The organism is Cystobacter fuscus, from assembly GCF_002305875.1.
Lineage (GTDB): Bacteria > Myxococcota > Myxococcia > Myxococcales > Myxococcaceae > Cystobacter > Cystobacter fuscus_A.
This window is the reverse complement of the sequence record NZ_CP022098.1, coordinates 1,185,567-1,201,188: the sequence shown is the minus strand read 5'-3', so window position 1 is coordinate 1,201,188 and position 15,622 is coordinate 1,185,567. Positions and strand designations below refer to the sequence as shown.

Annotated in this window: 14 protein-coding genes and 1 tRNA gene; 12 read left to right on the top strand and 3 right to left on the bottom strand. The window is 66.1% G+C overall.

Features of this window, described 5'->3' with window-relative positions; all coding sequences use genetic code 11:
• Positions 1-165: 165 nt before the first annotated feature.
• From CYFUS_RS05005 to CYFUS_RS04955, 11 genes are all read left to right on the top strand, one after another.
• Positions 166-1,506 carry an amidohydrolase gene (locus tag CYFUS_RS05005; protein WP_232537378.1) on the top strand — a complete coding sequence of 447 codons (1,341 nt, stop codon included), beginning with the start codon at positions 166-168 and terminating at the stop codon, positions 1,504-1,506.
• Positions 1,507-1,853: 347 nt separating this feature from the next.
• Positions 1,854-2,528, top strand: a complete 675-nt coding sequence (locus CYFUS_RS05000) for a hypothetical protein (RefSeq protein ID WP_157758242.1) — start codon at positions 1,854-1,856, stop codon at positions 2,526-2,528.
• The gene (locus CYFUS_RS04995) at positions 2,528-3,580 is read left to right on the top strand and encodes a type VI immunity family protein (RefSeq protein ID WP_332468339.1); all 1,053 of its coding nucleotides are present in this window, start codon (positions 2,528-2,530) and stop codon (positions 3,578-3,580) included. The genes CYFUS_RS05000 and CYFUS_RS04995 overlap by 1 nt, the downstream gene beginning before the upstream one ends.
• Before the next feature lie 260 nt (positions 3,581-3,840).
• Complete coding sequence (locus tag CYFUS_RS04985; RefSeq protein ID WP_002625854.1) at positions 3,841-4,068, top strand: hypothetical protein; 228 nt, start codon at positions 3,841-3,843, stop codon at positions 4,066-4,068.
• Positions 4,065-4,454 (top strand): type II toxin-antitoxin system death-on-curing family toxin, encoded by a 390-nt coding sequence (locus tag CYFUS_RS04980; RefSeq protein WP_095984187.1) that lies wholly within the window; start codon positions 4,065-4,067, stop codon positions 4,452-4,454. The genes CYFUS_RS04985 and CYFUS_RS04980 overlap by 4 nt, the downstream gene beginning before the upstream one ends.
• A 113-nt stretch (positions 4,455-4,567) precedes the next feature.
• Complete coding sequence (locus CYFUS_RS53790) at positions 4,568-4,699, top strand: hypothetical protein (protein ID WP_269770213.1); 132 nt, start codon at positions 4,568-4,570, stop codon at positions 4,697-4,699.
• 315 nt (positions 4,700-5,014) lie between these two features.
• Complete coding sequence (locus tag CYFUS_RS04975; protein WP_157758241.1) at positions 5,015-5,689, top strand: hypothetical protein; 675 nt, start codon at positions 5,015-5,017, stop codon at positions 5,687-5,689.
• Positions 5,689-6,741, top strand: coding sequence for a type VI immunity family protein (locus CYFUS_RS04970; protein WP_232537377.1), 1,053 nt, complete (start codon positions 5,689-5,691; stop codon positions 6,739-6,741). Before CYFUS_RS04975 ends, CYFUS_RS04970 begins: the two co-directional genes overlap by 1 nt.
• 40 nt (positions 6,742-6,781) lie before the next feature.
• A complete protein-coding gene (locus CYFUS_RS04965; RefSeq protein WP_095984185.1) occupies positions 6,782-10,705 on the top strand; it encodes a serine/threonine-protein kinase PknK in 3,924 nt (1,307 codons plus the stop codon).
• Positions 10,706-10,789: 84 nt separating this feature from the next.
• The gene (locus CYFUS_RS04960) at positions 10,790-11,293 is read left to right on the top strand and encodes a hypothetical protein (protein WP_095984184.1); all 504 of its coding nucleotides are present in this window, start codon (positions 10,790-10,792) and stop codon (positions 11,291-11,293) included.
• A 13-nt stretch (positions 11,294-11,306) separates the two neighbouring features.
• Positions 11,307-12,356 carry a hypothetical protein gene (locus CYFUS_RS04955; RefSeq protein ID WP_095984183.1) on the top strand — a complete coding sequence of 350 codons (1,050 nt, stop codon included), beginning with the start codon at positions 11,307-11,309 and terminating at the stop codon, positions 12,354-12,356.
• 9 nt (positions 12,357-12,365) lie between these two features.
• Here CYFUS_RS04955 and CYFUS_RS04950 read toward each other — a convergent pair whose 3' ends face one another.
• The 3 genes from CYFUS_RS04950 to CYFUS_RS04940 form a co-directional block, all read right to left on the bottom strand.
• Positions 12,366-12,731 (bottom strand): hypothetical protein, encoded by a 366-nt coding sequence (locus CYFUS_RS04950; RefSeq protein WP_095984182.1) that lies wholly within the window; start codon positions 12,729-12,731, stop codon positions 12,366-12,368.
• Positions 12,732-12,783: 52 nt separating this feature from the next.
• On the bottom strand, positions 12,784-14,121 hold the full coding sequence (locus CYFUS_RS04945) for a hypothetical protein (protein WP_095984181.1): 1,338 nt from the start codon (positions 14,119-14,121) through the stop codon (positions 12,784-12,786).
• A 354-nt stretch (positions 14,122-14,475) separates the two neighbouring features.
• Positions 14,476-14,548, bottom strand: a tRNA-Phe gene (locus CYFUS_RS04940).
• A 178-nt stretch (positions 14,549-14,726) separates the two neighbouring features.
• Here CYFUS_RS04940 and nhaR point away from each other — a divergent pair.
• The gene (nhaR, locus tag CYFUS_RS04935; RefSeq protein WP_095984180.1) at positions 14,727-15,620 is read left to right on the top strand and encodes a transcriptional activator NhaR; all 894 of its coding nucleotides are present in this window, start codon (positions 14,727-14,729) and stop codon (positions 15,618-15,620) included.
• Positions 15,621-15,622 lie beyond the last annotated feature (2 nt).

Sequence of the window (15,622 nt, the reverse complement as noted above, 5' to 3'; positions counted from 1 at the left end):
TCTCGGACCATGAAAAATCACGAAAAGGTGCGCTCCCGTGACCCCACGCCCTGGATTCCCTCCTGGGTGGATGATTCCTGTCTGGATGAAGGCCAGTACGCCGGGTGGGTGGGTCATCGCCCGTCCTTCCTCCGTCCGGGGTGAAGTCCTATGACCGGCATCGCCATGAGCCCTCCTTCCTTCCGTGTGATTCCCTCCCCCCGCGCCCTGCTCGCCACCGCGGCGCTGCTGCTTCCCGCGCCCGTCCTCGCCGATCCGCTCGCGGAGCAGATCAAGGCCGAGCTGCCAGGCCTGCTCACGCTCTACCGCGACCTGCATGCCCATCCCGAACTGAGCCTCCAGGAGAAGGCGACCTCGGCCCGGCTCGCCACGGAGGCGAAGAAGCTCGGCTTCACCGTGACTCCCGGGGTGGGGGGGCATGGCGTGGTGGCGGTGCTCGAGAACGGACCCGGCCCGGTGCTCCTGGTGCGCACGGATCTGGACGGGCTCCCCGTCGAGGAGGCCACGGGGCTGCCCTACGCCAGCCAGGTGAAGGCCGTCACGCGCGAGGGCGCGCAGACGCGGGTGATGCATGCCTGTGGCCACGATCTCCACATGACGGCCTGGGTGGGCACCGCGCGCCGCCTGGCCGCCCTGAAGGATCGCTGGTCCGGCACGCTCGTCATGATCGGACAGCCGGCGGAGGAGGTGGGCGTGGGGGCCCGGGCCATGCTGGCGGACGGGCTCTACACGCGCTTTCCCAAACCCCAGTTCGCGCTCGCCTTGCACGACGTCGCGGATCTTCCCGCGGGCACCGTGGGCTACTCGCGGGGCCACATGTCGGCGAACGTCGACTCCGTCGACATCCTCGTGAAGGGCGTGGGAGGCCATGGTGCCTCGCCCCATACGACGAGGGATCCCATCGTCCTCGCCTCGCGCATCGTCGGGACGCTCCAGACACTCGTCAGCCGGGAGATCGCACCCCAGGAGACGACGGTGGTGACCGTGGGCAGCTTCCTCGCGGGGAGCAAACACAACATCATCCCCAGCGAGGCCCGGCTCCAGCTCACCGTGCGCAGCTACTCGGCGGAGACGCGCCGCCATCTGCTCGAGGGCATCGCCCGGATCGCGCGCGGCGAGGCCATCGCCGCCGGCCTCCCCGAGGACCTCATGCCCGTCGTGACGACGAAGGAAGAGGAGTTCTATCCCTCCGTTTTCAACACCGGGCCCCTGACGGACCGGCTCATCGGCGCCTGGACCCGGCGCTTCGGCGCGGAGCGAGTGGTGGAGGTGCCACCCACCACCGGAGGGGAGGACTTCAGCCGCTATTCCCTGTCCGACAAGTCCATCCAGAGCATGCTCTTCGTGGTGGGCGGCGTCCCGCGGGCCCGGTGGGACGCGGCCGGAGGAGACCCCACGAAGCTGCCCTCGCTCCACAGCCCCCGGTGGGCTCCCGATGCCGAGCCCGCCCTCCAGACAGCCATCGAGGCGATGACCACCGCCGCGCTCGATATCCTGGCGAAGTGATGTAAATGGACCCGGCGGAAGCCGCGAAGTAAGCCATGCCGACGGCGCTTCGCCTGTAACATCACTCCCCGAGGTAAGTGGTGTCCTCTCTTCGAATTGGCTCCCCTTGGAGGCAGGCCCTGCTGCGGACATGGCGTCTTCTCTCTGTCTCGGCCGCCGCACTCCTTTGCCTATCCTGCTCCACCACGCACTGGTCGGCTCGTGGCTCGCCGCGATTGGAGAGCCGCCCGCAGCGCCTCACCCCCCCCTTTCCAGCCCACCTCCAGCCTCAAGCATCCTGGGGCGGGCCTCTCACCGGTGGGAACGCTCAACTCCACCAATCCTGCGGCGCGGCTTGTGCCGCCCCCATGAATGCGAGCACTGGAGAACTCCTCGCCCCCACGGCCACCCGGCTCGGTCCGGTGACCGAGAAAGTCGTTCGCGCCGTCGAAGCCGTAAAGGGCTTGCTCACCCTGGAACGCGCGCTCACTGGAGCGGAGTTGGACCGCCTGGAGGGCATCGTCAAGGAGTGCGTGGCGCAGGCGCACGCGGACGTCAACAAGACCTACCAGCAGCAGAACGGGGGGTTCAAGTTCAAGAATGGGAAGTTCCCGAACGACGCCGAGTGTGATCGGATCGTGCAGTTGACGGAGCAGGGACAGTCCACCACCCTCGCGCAGGAACTCGGCATCCTGAAGCACGGAGCCGCCTTTGCCTGTATCAAGAGCCACCTCTCCAAGGAATTCGGAGACAACTTCTCGGTCGAGCCCCGCTATAAGGGCAACCCTGGCTCCAACGGCGTCGTCCTCACGAATGAGGGACCCCAGTCCCTCGTGCCTGATCTCGTGATCCACGCCACCCGGAATGCCACCAACATACAATGTGTCTACGAGTTCAAGTTTCCCTGCCATGAGCAACACCGGCTCAGTCCCATTAACGCGCCTGGAGTGAAGCTTCAACTAACAAACTACCAGGAATTGTCCCATCGGTGTCCCGTGGCACTCATAACCCCGGTCGGGCTCAAACAACTTGGTATTGATTGATGACCAGCCATTACCCCCGTCTGCGTCTTCGTGGCACGACTTCGGACCGTTGGAAGTTCTACGACGGGGAGCCCCCACGTCCGCCACGAGAGCTGCTCGCACGCGAAGTCATCCGCATCGCGTTCTACATGCCGCACGACCACCCTGAACTCGCTTCGGGGGTGAGCCACGCCATCGACAGCTATATACGCGCGGTAGGACAGGGGCCCAAGACCATCAACTACGTTCATTTGTCCCATGATGAAGGCTCCCGCTTGACCGCGGAGCGATGGAGCTGGGTGCACCGCATTCTCCAAGCGACGAAGCGATGGTCCTTTCCTGATGATTATGAAGCCCCGTATCGAAGGGAGATTGAAAAGCGAGGTTTTGAGAGGGGCTTACTATTCACCGGGAGCGACAACAGTCGGAATGGATACCAACTCGAGTATCAGGCCCGCATTCCATGGCGGCCTGCCCCCAAGGAGACGATTGCGAGCTTGCTCACCGCAACGCTTCCCATTGAGTACCTCGAAGAACACGGACCTGCGCGCGTGCGCGAGTTGACGCTCGACATGGCCTCCAAGCTGATGTTCGCCTCCGGGCACGCGGGACTGGCCCTTCACCTGTACCAGAACCTCCGGGTCAAGGACGTCGGCTTTCGCGCCGAGGTCATGCGCCATCCCGGCATCGACCTCCGGCCCGCCTGGTTCCATGAGCAGTGGGTGGGCCTCCGGGTGGATGGAGTCCATTGGCTCAACTTCCTCGGACCGCCTGTTCTCACGCAGCTCGGTGGAGCGACGGCCCTTCGTTCCCGGCTGCATTCACCCGGAACAACCCTGGTGGAACTCACCGAGGATCGCGTCGTTGTCTCTCTTGGGGAGCGACCGGAGGCCGGAGACCTCACCACCGGGGAGACCCTTCCCGCGTACCGTGAGTTCGCCCGGGTGATGGAACCCTGGTTCGAGCCACTCTTCCTACCGCGAACCACGGCGTCCGTTGATCCGCCCCGCTACACCACGCTTCGTGTCACCGAGGACGAGGCCCGGCGTTGGTGGAGACGATTCCTCGATTGAGACCCACCCGGGCCCGAGCGCTCCTGCCCAATCTGTCGATGCCACCCTACTCGCTGGGGCTTCGCGGTCACGAGGCGATCAGCGCCTGGCTGCTGGGACGGGGCTCGGGCTGCCGTGGATCCCGGCTGGCGCCAACCTCCACTTGCGGCTCGCCCGCCTTCGGGCAATTCCGGCCAGGAAAACCGGGGCAACTCCACCCCCCCTCCGGGCGGGTACCACCTGCGTTCGACCGTTGTTATAACGAAGTGGCGAGGTGCTCCATGCGGAAGACCCTGACGACCATCGGTAACAGCCTCGGGCTCATCATCGACCGTCCGATTCTCGAGCTTCTTCACATCGACAAGGACACGCCCCTGGAGATCGAGACCGATGGGAAGTCACTCATCATCCGCCCCGTCACCCCCGAGGCTCGGAAGAGCCAGGTGCGTGACGCGACGAAGCGGATGATGGACGCTCATGATGAGACCCTGCGCAAGTTGGCGAAATGAGCCCGGTCTTCCTCACTCTCGAGGACGTGCTCGAGATTCATCACGTCCAGCTCGAGCGGTACGGTGGACCTCCAGGATTACGCGATCCGGGCCTCCTCGAATCCGCGCTCACTCAGCCGATGGCGACCTTCGCTGGTGAGTTCATCCACCCGGATCTGTTCACCATGGCGGCCGCGTACCTCTTCCATCTCGTCTCGAACCATCCGTTCGTGGACGGGAACAAGCGGATCGGCCTTCTCGCCGCCCTCGTCTTCCTCGACCTGAACGGCGTGTCCATCATCACCTCTTCGGACGCGCTCTATGATCTCACGATGGAGGTCGCGCAGGGACAAGCAGGCAAAGAACGGGTGGCATCCAGGCTCCGGCAACTCGCAGGAGGAGACTGAGCATCATCGACCGCCCGATTCTCGAATCAAGACGATGAGCACCGCCGCGCTCGATATCCTGACGAAGAAGTGACACCCGCCCCGCTCATGCATCGGGGAGGCGAGCCATCCGCGTGCTCGACGAACTCTCGGGCGACCGCATCTCGTTCCTGGACACGGCGGCGCTGTTCCCGTGCTTCTGCAGGGCCGCGGTTCCCGCCGGTTGGGAGGTGATGAAGATGGACCCGGCAGCGGTCGCGAAGTAAGCCATGCCGACGGCGCTTCGCCTGTAACATCACTCCCCGAGGTAAGTGGTGTCCTCTCTTCGAATTGGCTCCCCTTGGAGGCAGGCCCTGCTGCGGACATGGCGTCTTCTCTCTGTCTCGGCCGCCGCACTCCTTTGCCTATCCTGCTCCACCACGCACTGGTCGGCTCGTGGCTCGCCGCGATTGGAGAGCCGCCCGCAGCGCCTCACCCCCCCCTTTCCAGCCCACCTCCAGCCTCAAGCATCCTGGGGCGGGCCTCTCACCGGTGGGAACGCTCAACTCCACCAATCCTGCGGCGCGGCTTGTGCCGCCCCCATGAATGCGAGCACTGGAGAACTCCTCGCCCCCACGGCCACCCGGCTCGGTCCGGTGACCGAGAAAGTCGTTCGCGCCGTCGAAGCCGTAAAGGGCTTGCTCACCCTGGAACGCGCGCTCACTGGAGCGGAGTTGGACCGCCTGGAGGGCATCGTCAAGGAGTGCGTGGCGCAGGCGCACGCGGACGTCAACAAGACCTACCAGCAGCAGAACGGGGGGTATAAATTCAAGAATGGCAAGTTCCCGAACGACGCTGAGTGTGATCGAGCCGTGCGCTTCACGGAGCGCGGCCGGCCCATCACCCTCTCTCAGGAACTCGGTATCTTGAAGCACAGCGCGGCCTTCGCCTGCATCAAAGACCATCTCTCCACGGAGTTCGGTGACAACTTCTCCATCGAGACGCGCTACAAGGGAAACGCTGATACCAGTGGAGTGGTCCTCACGAATGGTGGGCCCGAGTCTCTTGTACCTGACCTCGTGGTACACGCCACCCGGAACGCCACCGATGTGCAATGTGTCTATGAGTTCAAGTTTCCCTGTTACGAAAAACACAGGCTCGACCCCATGAACGCGCCTCTAGTGAAGGAACAACTGACGGGCTACCAGAAACTCTCCAACAGATGCCCCGTGGCACTCGTGACCCCGGGCGGTCTCAAACAGCTCGGTATTGACTGATGACCAGCCACTATCCGCGCCTTCGTCTTCGCGGCACGACGTCAGACCGTTGGAAGATCTACGACGGAGAGCCTCCGCGCCCACAGCGGGAGTTACTCGCACGAGAGGTCATCCGCATCACCTTCTACATGCCGCACGAGCACCCTGAACTCTCCTCTGGAGTGAGCCATGCCATTGATAGCTACATGCGCGCGGTGGGTCAGGGGCCAAGGACCATCAATTACGTTCACTTCTCCCATGACGAAGGCTCTCGTTTGACGGAAGAGCGCTGGGGTTGGGCTCACCGCATTCTGAAGGAGGCGAAACGCTGGTCTTTCCCCGATGATTATGAACCTTGGGAGCGAAGGGAGATCGAAAAGAAAGGATTTGAGCGAGGCCTCCTCTTCACCGGGAGCGACAACAGTCGGAATGGATACCAACTCGAGTATCAGGCCCGCATTCCATGGCGGCCTGCCCCCAAGGAGACGATTGCGAGCTTGCTCACCGCGACGCTTCCCATTGAGTACCTCGAGGAACACGGGCCAGCGCGCGTGCGCGAGTTGACGCTCGACATGGCCTCCAAGCTGATGTTCGCCTCCGGGCACGCGGGACTGGCCCTTCACCTGTACCAGAACCTCCGGGTCAAGGACGTCGGCTTTCGCGCCGAGGTCATGCGCCATCCCGGCATCGACCTCCGGCCCGCCTGGTTCCATGAGCAGTGGGTGGGCCTCCGGGTGGATGGAGTCCATTGGCTCAACTTCCTCGGACCGCCTGTTCTCACGCAGCTCGGTGGAGCGACGGCCCTTCGTTCCCGGCTGCATTCACCCGGAACAACCCTGGTGGAACTCACCGAGGATCGCGTCGTTGTCTCTCTTGGGGAGCGACCGGAGGCCGGAGACCTCACCACCGGGGAGACCCTTCCCGCGTACCGTGAGTTCGCCCGGGTGATGGAACCCTGGTTCGAGCCACTCTTCCTACCGCGAACCACGGCGTCCGTTGATCCGCCCCGCTACACCACGCTTCGTGTCACCGAGGACGAGGCCCGGCATTGGTGGAGACGATTCCTCGATTGAATCATGAGGAAGGCCACCGCACTCGTACGCGGGAGGATCCATGGTAGCCTGCCCGCCCTCACGACAGCGGTTCAGGAGACGAACGATGCTGTTGCAGACGAAATCCTCGTTTCAAGGGAACAGCCGGTTCGAACTCCGTCGCCCCTTGGGCTCGGGAGCTTTTGGCTCCGTGTACGAGGTCTGGGACAGCCATTACAACACCGTGGTGGCCCTCAAGCTGCTGCACGAGACCCGCCCGTCCGCCGTCTTTCGCTTCAAGCACGAGTTCCGGCTACTCGCGAACCTGGTGCACCCCAACCTGGTCACCCTCTACGAACTCCACTCCGAGGGAGACCAATGGTTCTTCACCATGGAGTACGTCGAGGGGCGCCACTTCAACGCCTACGTCTCCAATACGAGCAGCGCTCGGGTCAACATCAGCAACCCCCTGCTGTTGTCACTCAAGCCCGAGATCACGGCGCTGTCGGAGGCTCCCACGGAGACCCAGCAACGCCTCTCCGCATCCTCCAGCGACGAGACCGTCAGCTTCGTGCAGCCAACGGCTGTCGCGTCTTCCTCTTCGTCCTCCGCCCAGCAGGAGCCCCGGTCCGAGTCCGAGCCCGGCACCTTCACCGGAGATCCCGAGCGCCTGCGCTCCGTCTTCTTCCACCTCGTCCAGGGCGTCCACACGCTGCATGCCCAGGGAATCGTCCATCGCGACCTCAAGCCATCCAACGTCATCGTCACCTCGAGCGGCCGCGTGGTGGTGCTCGACTTCGGGTTGGCGAAGGAGCTCGAGCCAGCCCCGCTGGACACCACCCCCGAGGAGTTGGCGGGCTCACCGCCATACATGGCACCCGAACAATGGTCCGGGGAGCAGGCCTCGCCGGCGAGCGACTGGTACAGCCTGGGGGTGATGCTCTTCGAGGCGCTCGTGGGAAGGCGGCCCTTCCAGGGCCAACCGCACGAACGCCTCGCACAACAACGGGTGGGCGCTTCGCGTCCATCCACCCTGCTGCAAGGCATTCCCCAGGATCTGGACGACCTCTGCGTGCGTCTGCTCGACCCGGATCCCAGCCGCCGTCCCGGCCATGCCGAGTTGGTGGCGATCCTCCAGCCCCAGGGGGGAGAAACCCAGCCGGGCGTGCGCGCCACCTACTCCGGGCAGGAGCTGATCGGCCGCGAGGCCGAGCTGAAGCTGTTGACGGAGGCGTTCCAGCGGACCGAGGCGGGGACGCTCTCCCTCGTGACGCTGGAAGGTGAGCCCGGCATCGGGAAGAGTACCCTCCTGCGTCACTTCACCCACTCGCTGCACGCATGCGGCGCCGTGGTCCTGTTCGGGCGCTGCTACGAGCGCGAGTCCGTGCCGTACAAGGCCCTGGACGACTTGATGGACTCGCTGGGGCGTTACCTGCTGCAACTGCCACGGGAGCAGGCCCGGAAGCTCATTCCCCCGCGGATGCACGAACTCACACGCTTGTTCCCGGTGCTGGTGCTGAGCGCGGAGCTGCAGCCAGAGGCGCCGCTCCCGGCCCCTCCCGCGGAGCCATTCCAGGCACGCCAGCTCGCGGTGTCCGTGCTCCAGGAGTTGCTGCTCCGGCTCTCCCAGCACGCGCGGGTGGTGCTATGCCTGGACGACCTGCAGTGGGGCGACGTGGACAGTGCGCGCTTCCTGGCCGAGTTGCTGTCACCACCCGGGGCGCCTCCGTTGCTGCTCATCACGAGCTACCGCGCCAGCGAGGCCCGTCGCAGTGCCTTCCTCGTCGAGTTCGAGCAACTGCTGGCGGGCTCCACCTGGCAGATGGCCCGGAGCGAGCTGCGGCTCGAGCCCCTGCCGCCGGAGGTCTCCGCACAGCTCGCGATGCGGCGCCTGGGGACCTCGTCCCTCGAGGCCCGGACATGGGCCGAGCACATCGCCCGTGAGTCGCGAGGCAACCCCCTCTTCATCGAGGAGCTTGCCCGTGCCCCCATCACCGAGGCGACCCGGGGGGTGGGGGCCTCCGGGGCCGTCTCGCTCGGGGACGTCCTCCGGCGGCGCCTCCACGGCCTGCCCGAAGAGGCCCGCCACCTGCTGGAGTTGCTCGCCGTCTCCGGGCGGCCCACCAGCGAGGAAGTGCTCGTCGAGGCGTCGGGGAACTCGGGCTCGGCCCTGTCCTCGCTCATCCTGCTGCGGGCCCACAACCTGCTGCGTTTCCACCTGGGTGGGCACGCCCGCCTGGAAATCTCTCACGATCGGGTTCGAGAGAACGTGGTGGGGCAGCTCGGCGCCTCGGAGCTGACCACGCGTCACCGCCGGCTGGCCGAGGTGCTGGAGACACGTGCCGACGCGGATCCCGAGCAACTGGCGGTGCACTTCCATGGGGCGGGAGAGCCGCGCAAGGCGGCCCTCCATGCCCTGCGCGCGGCCGAGCGCGCCCAACAGGCGCTCGCCTTCCATCGCGCGGCGGAGCTCTTCGGGGCCGCGCTCGAATGGAGCGGCGGCGCACCGGAGCCCGCGCTCGGGACCCTGGGCTCGCTGAAGCGGCGCCGCGCGGAGGCGCTCGCCAATGCCGGTCGGTGTCGCGAAGCCGCGCCCCTGTTCCTCGAGGTGGCGGGCCTGGGTGGCTCCCCGGAGGAGGTGCTGGACAACCAGCGCCGCGCCACCGAGAGCTACATGCTGGGCGGTCAGATCGACGAGGGTCTGGCGCTGGTACGGCCGATGCTCTCCCAGGTGAAGCTCGCCTACGGGGACACCCATCGAGGCGCGCTGGCGAACATGCTGTGGCACAGGAGCCGGCTCCAGCGACGGGGGACGACATTCCAGGAGCAGCCCGCCCTGGCGATTGCTCCCGGGCATCTCCACCGGGTGGACCTGGGCTGGTCACTCGGCAAAGCGCTGGCGAACGTGGAGTGGATCCGCGCCTCGGGCTTCCAGCTCCAGAGCCTGCGGCTGGCACTGGAGTGCGGAGAGGCCTCCCGCATCGCCCGCTCGCTCATCGCCTTCGGTCCCGTCATGGTGTGGGAGGGCAGCCATGCGGCCCTGGAGAAGGGGTCCCGCTACCTCCTGGAGGGGGCGGCCATCGCCGAGCGGCTCCAGCAGCCCGCCCTGATTGGCTTCGCCGAGGTGTATCAGGCGGCGTGTTCGCTGGTGCAGGGAGAGTTCGCCAGCGGACGGGCCCATGTCGAGAGGGGAATGCGGCTGCTGCAGCAGCACGGGGTGGATGTCATCTGGGAGCTCAACGTCGGGCGCAGCCTGGGCTGCAACCTGCACGATGCGCAGCGGAGCATGCACGGGCTGGGGCTCCGTGCGTCGGAGTGGCACCGCACCGCCACCGAGCTCGGCGATTCCTTCTCCCGGGTGATGTCTTCCTTCTACTCGGCCTTCTGCCTCGTCGCCCGGGATGAGCCGGACAACGCCCGCGAGCTCGTGGACGAGGCCATCACCGGCTGGTCCCGAACGGGGGCCATCCAGCAGTACCACGCGTTCCTGAGGACATCCCAAGCGGACCTCTATCAAGGCAAGCCAGAGAGTGCCTGGGCGCGGCTGGAGAAGACCTGGCCCATGCTCACCGCCGCGCAGATCTTCCGTGGCCAGCCCAGCCGGATCGAGAGCCATACCCTGCGCGCCCAGCTCGCGCTGGCGATGGCGGCCGAGGCGCCAGAGCGCCGGCCGGAGCTGCTTCGGCAGGTCGAGGAGGATGCACTCCAACTGGAGAAGGAGATTCGCAAGGACTGCCCCTTCCTCGCCCAGCTTCTTCGCGCGGGAGTGGCCCGGCAACGGGGCCAGCTCGAGCAGGCACTCGTGCACCTGTCCTCGGCCATCGAGGGGTACCGGGGCCTGGGGATGTCCAACCTCGAGGCGTGTGCGCGCTGGTGGAAGGGCGAGTTGGTGGGCGGGGAGGAAGGCCATGCCCTCGTGCAAGAGGCCACCACCCTGCTCACGGCGGACGGCATCCATCGCCCGCGCCAGTGGGCGGCGATGGTGCTCCCCGGTTGTGCGCCGTAGCTCCGCTCGCCGCGCCACGCACGCGTTGCTGTCTCGGCAGCCATTGGATAGCGTCACGAGGGTTTTCTCCAGAGAGGGAAGCCCTTGCTCGTCAAGCTCATCGCGGATCTGTTGAACAATTCCGACGCCCAGCAGCAGTTCAGCCGGGATCCTCCCGGAGTGATGGACTCCTATGAGCTGTCTCCCGACGCGCGACAGGCCCTGGAGCACGGGGACCGTCAGCGGCTCCTCGAGCTGATCGGGCAGGAAATCTCGCAGAGCGCGCTGTTCGGGGCGCTCTGGAGCAAGCCCGGGGGCGTCGTCATCCACTCCGTGTCACCGACCACGGGCGAGGCCGGGACGCAGCTCGAGCTCACCCTCACCGGGGACTACTTCGCCTCGACCGCGTTCGTGACCTTGCAGCGGGAGGATGGCAATTACCTTGCCCAGACGATCCGGGTGACCCAGCCGGATGCCCAGGGATCCACGCTGACCGCGCGGCTCAACCTCCCGGTGAGTGCCAGCCCCGGTGTGTACTCGGTCACCGTGTCGAACCCGAGCGCGTGGTTCTCCATCCTCGACAACGGCTTCACGGTCGTCACGAAGTAGCCGGGGGCCACCGGTGATCGTCCACGTCGATGAGTTGTTGCGCCCGTTGAGCACCCGCATGCCCCGGGAGCTGGTCTCCGAGGAGGCGCTGGCCACCGCGAGCGAGGTGGCCCACCTGCTCCCGAGGATGTCGGGTGGAATCTCCCTGGAGTGCCGGCTGGAGGAAGGGGCCTCCCAGGTGGACTTCATGGCCTGCGGCATGCTCAGCGATGGGAGCGCCCAGGCGCTCGCGGACATGCTCGCGAGCGCGGGCGAGCGCCTGCGGGGTCCGCTCTGGGACGGCGTGCGCGCGTTCTCCCGGGAGTGGTTGGATGCGCGCTCCCCCCTGGCGAGAGTGCCCTTCCTGTGGCTCGAGTACGATCTGCCCAGGCCGCTGAACGGCGTTCCCCAGCCCTTCGCCTTCCTGTGTGTCGAGCCTGAGTTCCTCAAGCCGCCCGGGCGCGCGTTGGATCACCACAAGGCCGTGGACGCGGCGCTCCAGTTGGCATCGCGGGGCCTGGAGGTGCTGCGAGGCAAGCCGATGACGCCGGCCCTCGCCCGCACCGTCGCTCGTTGCTTCGAGCTGCTCCCCGAGGGGGGAGTGATCGAACACGTGGCTCCGCTGGACTGCCGGGGCCGGGATGCGGTGCGCCTGGTGATGGGGGTGCCGAGGCTCCATCTGGTGGACTATGTGGAGCGGATCGGTTGGCCGGGACCGCGCGCACAGGTGGAGGAGCTCGCGCGAACGTGGCTCTCTCCCCTGAGCTTCGCGGAAGTGAACGTGGATGCCGGACCCGAGGGCCTCGGGCCCACGATTGGCTTCTCGCTGCCCCTGCCCGACGAGCCTCGCAAGAGCTGGGCGAGCGAGGTGCTTCAACGGATGGTGGAGCAGAAGCTGTGTACACCCGCGAAGCGTGACGCCGTGCTGGACTGGTCGGGCTCGGACCGGGTCATCCTGGAGGGGTACCGCTGGCCCAGCAAGCTGTGCCGGACCATCGGGCTGAAGCTGGTGTGCCGGCCCAACGAGCCCCTCTCCGTGAAGGCATACCCCTATTTCGAGTGCCGCTTCTCGCTCTGGATGTGAGCCGCCGGCCTATCCCTGGGAGAGTTCGAAGATCCGCACCCCATCGAAGTCGTAGGAGACCCCTTGCGGGTCGGTGACGAAACCGAAGTAGCCGACCCGCACCCGGGTGACCTCCGCCGAGGGCACGAAGAGCTGGGTGGAGCCGCTCACGTTCAGGCTGGCACCCGCGGGGGGCGGGGTTGCGTAGTTCTGGATGACACACGGGTTGAGGTAGATGTTCCCCGTGGAGGGATCGTCAACCCGCACCAGGAGGAGCGAGATCGCAGACGAGGGATCCGTCGGCACCACCTCACAGCGCACCACCAGCGCTCTGCCCGAGTAGCTCACCTCCAGGGTCGTGACCCGATACCTGGGAACCACCGTCTTCATCGCCATCTGCGCTCGCCTTCTTCCCGTTGCAGCAGGAACCTTCGGAGTCTGGGGCATGCTAACGGGCCGTGCCCAGGATGAAGCTGAAGTCCGCGAACCCGCCGGTCGAGTTCGTGGCCGTGGCGTGACACTTCATGCAGCTGGAGCTGACATGGGTGGAGAGGGGCTTGTAGGGCTGCTTGCCGTGTGTGGGCTTATCGGGCCCCTGGTCGAAGGTCTCCAACGTGGTGTTGGCGGCGAACTCCGGCGTGATGTTTCCCTGATGGTCCACCCACTGGGTGGACACCAGCTCGTAGTTCTCCCAGACCGAGCCCTTGAGCAGCGTTTGGAATTGCTTGTTCACCAGGGCATTGGAGATGGGCAGGACGCGCGTGACCTGCGTGGGGCGGTTCAGCGGCTCGCCCGCCGGGCTCAGCTCCACGTAGGTGTTGGTCTTCGGGTCCTTGGCCGCCGTCTGCGAGTTGGGAGGGCAGCACGTCTGGGTACAAGGCACCGGCGCGTTCGGGTTGTAGGCGGGCGTCTGGGGACACCGCGGGTTGTTGAAGAGCTTCGTCACGTTGTCCACGTGTTCGAAGGTGGCCCAGATCCACTTCTTCTGGGAGGAAGTCTTGTGGGCGATGTGAAGGCCCACCAGTCCCAGCAGGGCGGGCTGAGAGGCGTCGAGGAGATGGGCCTGGAGGGTATAGAAGCGGCGCTTGTCGTCGTTCTCGCCCAGGACCTTCCAGGAAGCCTTCACCATGATGGCGCCCGTCGAACCGCAACACTGGCCGTCGCACAGCAGGTCGTTCGGACCGGTCGGCATGTCGATCCGGGCATTCCGCTGGCCGGCCTTGTTCCAGAGATTGTTGGTGACGAGGTAGTTGTACACATCCTCGTTCAACCGGGTCTCGTGGCGGGAGAAGCGGCCGTTCTGGTCGATCAACACCCCGCCCACGGACAGCAGGGTGTCCCTGTATTTGAAGGTCTGGGTCTCCTTCGTCCGCGAGTCCGGGCACCAGGCCGAGGGCGTGGAGCCGTTGGGAACCATGACCTCCGAGCCCAGCAACCAGGTCTGCCAGACCCGGGGTCCCGAGCTGTCGAGGATTGTCTTGTCGAGATCCGCGCCGCACGTGCTGGGATTGGCGGGCCAGTTCAACGCGATGAATTCACGCCATGCGTAGAAGTCGAGGTTGGCCTGGACCGGCATTGCACAGTAGTCCGGAGACAATTGGGCGAGGTCGCTCGTGATCCTGGTGGTGAAGTTGGGATTGCACTTCGCGGCCTGACACGAGATCTGCGTGGTGGGCGTCACCCCGGAGGCGTACTGGATGGACGGGTCCGCGAACGCCGGGGAAGACGCACAGAGGGTCACAGTACCCACGAGCACGCCAACCCAGGTGGGACAGGACTCGAGCATGGAACAGACCCCCAGGGAGACAGGAATGTGATGCGTTACCATGGGAAGATACGTCTTCCGCGAGCCGCTGGGAGTGAATGACTTCACACCTTCCTGGTGAAGTCGCTCACAGTGTCTGAGTCGGACAGCCGACAGGATTCATTCCAAGCCAGACCGATATCCTTGCACTCCCAGTTCTGTCTCCAATCCATCCGATGCCGCGAAACCACATGAAGCAAGGGAAAGTCATGAAAACGTGGCGGGCTCGGATGACGTAGACCTTCTGGCCCTTCGCATCGAGTGGACCCTGAGCTTCGCGGGCAAAAAGAAAGGGCGTCAGACCGAAGCCTGACGCCCTCGAACTTTTCGACTCTGTGCCCAGGGGCGGAATCGAACCACCGACACGGGGATTTTCAGTCCCCTGCTCTACCAACTGAGCTACCTGGGCGTGCCTCGCGGCCGCGTGAAGCGAGGGGCGGTTTACGGGGACTCGGCCCTCACGTCAAGCGGCTTCTTCACTCCCCTCCTCCTTCCCCCTCTTCTCCCTCGCCCGCCCTCCTTGCTTCTCCCTCCCCACCGCCCACACGCTTGCCCCCTCCCGCCCCCCCACCCGGCAGGCCCCTCCCGTGAGCTGGCTCAACTACCACCACCTCCTCTACTTCTGGACCGTCGCCCGCTCCGGCTCCATCGCCAAGGCCAGCCAGGAGCTCCACCTCGCCCAGCCCACCATCAGCGCCCAGCTCAAGCTCCTCGAGGAGTCGCTCGGTCACAAGCTCCTCGAGCGCCAGGGCCGCCGCCTCGTCCTCACCGACGTCGGCCGCACCGTCCTGCGCTACGCCGACGACATCTTCCGCCTCGGCAACGAGCTCAAGAACGCCATCCACGGCCTGCCCTCGGGCCAGCTGCGCGTCGCCGTCGGCGTCACCGACGTCGTCCCCAAGCTCGTCGCCGAGCGCCTCCTCCAGCCCGCCTTCGACGCCTTCCCCAACATCCACATCACCTGCCGCGAAGGCTCCCTCCCCCAGCTCCTCGCCTCCCTCGCCCTGCACGAGCTCGACGTCGTCCTCGCCGACACCCCCTCCTCCGAGCCCGTCAGCATCCGCTCCTTCAACCACCTGCTCGGCACCTGCGGCATCTCCTTCTTCGCCGCCCCCCGCCTCGCCCACCTCGCGCGCGGCTTCCCCGGCTCCCTCGAGGGCGCTCCCCTGCTCCTCCCCTCCGAGGTCTCCTCCCTCCGGCGCGCCCTCACCGCCTGGTTCGACGCCCAGGGCATCCACCCGCGCGTCGTCGGCGACTTCGACGACAGCGCCCTGCTCGAGGCCTTCGGGCAGCGCGGCCACGGCGTCTTCGCCGCCCCCTCCATCATCGAGGCCGAGGTCTGCCGCCAGTTCAATGTCTCCGTCCTCGGCCGCACCGAGGACATCGAGACCGGCTTCTACGCCATCTCCGTCGAGCGCCGGCTGCGCCACCCCGCCGTCGTCGCCATCGCCGAGAGCGCTCGCGCCCAGCTCTTCGGCTGAGC